The sequence below is a fragment of the Actinomyces polynesiensis genome (assembly GCF_000820725.1).
Classification (GTDB): Bacteria; Actinomycetota; Actinomycetes; order Actinomycetales; family Actinomycetaceae; genus Pauljensenia; species Pauljensenia polynesiensis.
On the sequence record NZ_CCXH01000140.1, the window covers coordinates 1 to 3,772 of the forward strand.

Consider the following 3,772-nt stretch of genomic DNA (forward strand, 5'->3'; position numbering starts at 1 on the left):
GTCGCCGTCTACGGCGGCTCCGCCTACGGACCCCAGCTCCACGCCCTGCGGGCCGGCGCACAGGTGGTCGTCGGCACCCCCGGGCGCATCATCGACCTCATCGAGAAGGGCGCCCTGCGCCTGGACCACGTCCGCATGCTCGTCCTGGACGAGGCCGACGAGATGCTGCGCATGGGCTTCGCGGAGGACGTCGAGACGATCGCCTCCTCGGTGCCGACGGACCGGCTCACCGCCCTCTTCTCCGCGACCATGCCCGCCGCGATCGCGCGTGTGGCGGACACCCACCTCCACGACCCGCTCCGCATCGAGGTCTCCCAGGAGTCCTCCACGGTCGACACCATCCGCCAGACCTACGCGGTGGTCCCCTTCAAGCACAAGCTCGGCTCCCTCGGGAGGGTGCTCGCCACCCGTGACGCCGACGCGGCGCTGGTCTTCGTGCGCACCCGTGCCGATGTCGAGGAGGTCGCCCTGGACCTCTCCTCGCGCGGGTTCCGCGCCGCGGGGATCTCCGGGGACGTCGCCCAGGCCGAACGCGAACGCCTGGTCGAGCGCCTCCGCAAGGGCACGCTGGACGTGCTCGTCGCCACCGATGTCGCGGCGCGCGGCCTGGACGTCGACCACATCGGACTGGTCGTCAACTTCGACGTGCCCCGCGAGGCCGAGGCCTACGTCCACCGCATCGGCCGCACGGGCCGCGCCGGGCGCGAGGGGCTGTCGCTGACCTTCTTCACCCCGCGTGAGCGCAGCCGCCTGCGCCAGATCGAGCGCCTGACCGGCACCCGGATGGAGGAGGTGCCGATCCCGACCCCCGCCGAGGTCTCCGAGTTCCGCGCGCGTCGCGTGCTCGACGGACTGGGCCAGCGCATCGAGCGTGGGCGCCTGGACCTCTACCACCGCCTCCTGGAGGAGTTCCACGACGCCTCCGACCTGGACGTGGCCGATGTCGCCGCCGCCCTCATGGCGCGCGCCGTCGGCGACGAGGGTCCCGCGCCCCGCGTGGCACGCGACCGTCGTGGCGAGGGACGTGTGCGTCGTGAGGAGCAGGTGGACGAGAACGGTGAATTCGTGGCCGCCTCCTTCGAGGAGGGCCGCGACTCCCGCTCCCCCAAGGGTGGACGCGACGGCGCCCGGCGCCGTGGCGGGGCACGTCCCGTCGGGACCGGGTCGGCGCGTCGCTACCGTGTCGAGGTCGGCAAGAAGGACGGGGTGCGCCCCGGTGCGATCGTCGGCGCGATCACCGGCGAGGGCGGGATCAACGGCTCCGACCTGGGCCGCATCGACATCTTCCCCTCCTTCTCCCTGGTGGAGATCTCCGGGGACCTGACGCCTGCCACGGTGGGACGCATCTCCAAGGCACGCGTCGCCGGGCGCGCACTGCGCATCCGTGAGGACGAGGGCCCCGGTCAGCACGGCGGGTCGGGGTCCCGCGAGGACCGCGGTGGACGCGGCCAGTGGCAGGACCGTGGTGACCGCGGCGGATACGAGGACCGCAGGGGTCACGACGACCGGCGCGGCCGTGAGGACCGCGGTGGCCGTGAGGACCGCGGCGGCCGGGGCCAGTGGCAGGACCGTGGCGGACGCAGCGACAGGGGCGAGCGCGACGGTCGCGACGGCCGGGAGGGTCGCGATCGCGGTGAGCGCCGCTTCGGTGGGTCCCGCGGGGAACGCAGCCCCCACCGTCACTGAGGAGTCCCGGGGCTCCCGCATCGCGCCGGCCGGGGCCTGCGGGGGGACCGTCAGCGTGAGGCCCGGTCCAGGGCCTCCTCGACGGCGTGCTGACGGGCGTCCTCCTCGACCAGGGGGAGGACCAGACGCTTCTCGACGCACGCGCGCACCGCCGATGAGAGCGCCGCACGCGCCCGTCCTCCCCTCCGGCGGGCACCGACCAGCACGCACGGCCACGACAGCGCGACCACGACGAGGGTCCAGGCGATCCCGCCGAGCACGAGCCACGTCGGCGCGGGCAGGCCGCGCCACAGGGGCACCGACCACTCGAGCAGCAGGAACTGCTCCGCCGCACGCACACCGAGGACCCACACCAGGCCCACCAGGGCGCTGATCCAGCCCACCCACTGCAGGGCGTCCGACCACCCCCACCACCGGGGAGGGGTGGCCATGCCCAGGTCCGTGGAGGCGACGGCGTGGTCGAGGTCCGCGGGCAGGTCCCCCAGGCTCTCCCGGGAGACACGCGCGAGGGAGCGGGCCCACGTGTCGGGGCGGCCCGATGCGATGCGTTCGACCACGCGTCGCACCCCTGTCGACAGTTCCGCGGCGGAGGCGGTCGGCGCCGGCGCCGCGCTGGTGACGGACCCGCTCCCCCCACCCCCGAGGTGGAGACGGGCGAGGGGATCCGCCCGCAGCCCGCTCAGCCACCTCACCGGCAGCCACCCACAGGCCCGGGTCCCTCGGTGCCGGTGGGCGGCAGCGGTCGCGTCCGCCACCCGGTCGACCCCGGCCGCCGATCCGGCCACACCGACGACGGCGTCCGTCAGTCCCTCCGGGTCGAACGCCGGTAGCTCCGCTTCCAGCCCGAGCGCCCCGCGCACGCGGGCGACCCCGTCGTCGAGCTGGGCCTGGACGCGCAGCGCACGGTCGCGGACGTCGCGGGCCGTGCGGTCCAGGAGCACACGCAGCTCCCCGATCCCCTCCCCCGTCACCGAGGAGACCGCGAGGACGAGGGGGTCGGTGACCCCGTCGGCGACGAGGAGACGTCCGAGGTCCCCCAGCACCGCCTCGCGGTCCGGTCCCCGCAGTCGGTCGACCTGGGACAGGACGGTCACCGTGACCTCGGCGTGGTCCGACAGGGGCGCGATCCAGGAGGAGTGGATGAGGTCGTCGGCGTACTTCTGAGGGTCCAGGACCCACACGAGGAGGTCCACCCGCGCGGCGAGCCGTTCCACGAGCTCCCGGTTGGTGTCCTCCACCGAGTCGATGTCGGGCAGGTCCACCAGGGCCAGTCCGTCGGGTAGGCCCGTGCCGGAGGGGACGACCACACGCTGGTCGATGCCGACCCAGTCGAGGAGGGCCCCGGCCTCCGTGCCCGGGCGGACGGCCGCCAGTGCCTGCGTGGTCGTGGGTCGCAGGACCCCCGTCCGGACGATGTCGTGTCCGACCACCGCGTTGAACAGGGAGGACTTGCCCGACCCGGTCGCGCCGACCAGGGCGGCCACTGTGGTGGCGGGGTCGAGACCACCGCGTTCGTGGGCGCGCAGCAGCACGTCGGCGAGGGAGTCGACCGTGACCGCGTCGAGGTCACCGTCGAGGAGGTCCATCGCACGGGCGAGCGCGTCCACGCGGTCCTCCGGCGCCGCGGGGGCGTGCGTCCTGCTCCACGGCTTCATCGGATCCCCCAGTCCGCCGCGACCCGGGACCTCGCGGCCTCCACCACTGCCAGGTCCGAGGCCGCGGGGAGGGAGGAGCGCAGCGGCTCCAGGACACGACCGAGCTCCTCGCCGGCCCGCTCCAGGAGCATCCCGTGGGCGTGTGCGGCCAGGGTCCGCACCGCCTGGTCGCCGAAGACGACCTCCAGGAGCTTCTGGGCCAGTGCGGCGGTGGCACCGGCCACCCCCACCTCCGCACCCGTCAACCCACCGGTCGAGGCGAAGATGACGACCATGAGGGACACCCCCACCAGGTTCGTGCCGACGGCCATCACGCGCGCCGTGGTGCGCCGCGACCCGCCCTGGGTGCGCACGAGCACCAGGAGGTCGGCCTGCCAGGAGCGAGTGAGCTCGAGCGCCCGGGCGTCGAGCGCAGCGGGGTCGGCGGGGGT

Annotated in this window: 2 protein-coding genes and 1 pseudogene; 1 reads left to right on the plus strand and 2 read right to left on the minus strand. The window is 74.6% G+C overall.

Features of this window, described 5'->3' with window-relative positions; genetic code table 11:
* Positions 1-1,686 (plus strand): DEAD/DEAH box helicase (locus TA90_RS06375; RefSeq protein ID WP_043535212.1); only part of this gene is annotated, 1,686 nt, incomplete at its 5' end.
* 50 nt (positions 1,687-1,736) lie between these two features.
* On the opposite strand, the gene TA90_RS06380 is transcribed toward TA90_RS06375, so the two are convergent.
* Both TA90_RS06380 and TA90_RS15050 read right to left on the minus strand, forming a co-directional pair.
* The gene (locus TA90_RS06380) at positions 1,737-3,293 is read right to left on the minus strand and encodes a GTPase (protein ID WP_052450587.1); all 1,557 of its coding nucleotides are present in this window, start codon (positions 3,291-3,293) and stop codon (positions 1,737-1,739) included.
* A 44-nt stretch (positions 3,294-3,337) separates the two neighbouring features.
* Positions 3,338-3,772 (minus strand): annotated as a pseudogene (locus TA90_RS15050) (ATP/GTP-binding protein); the annotation flags it as partial.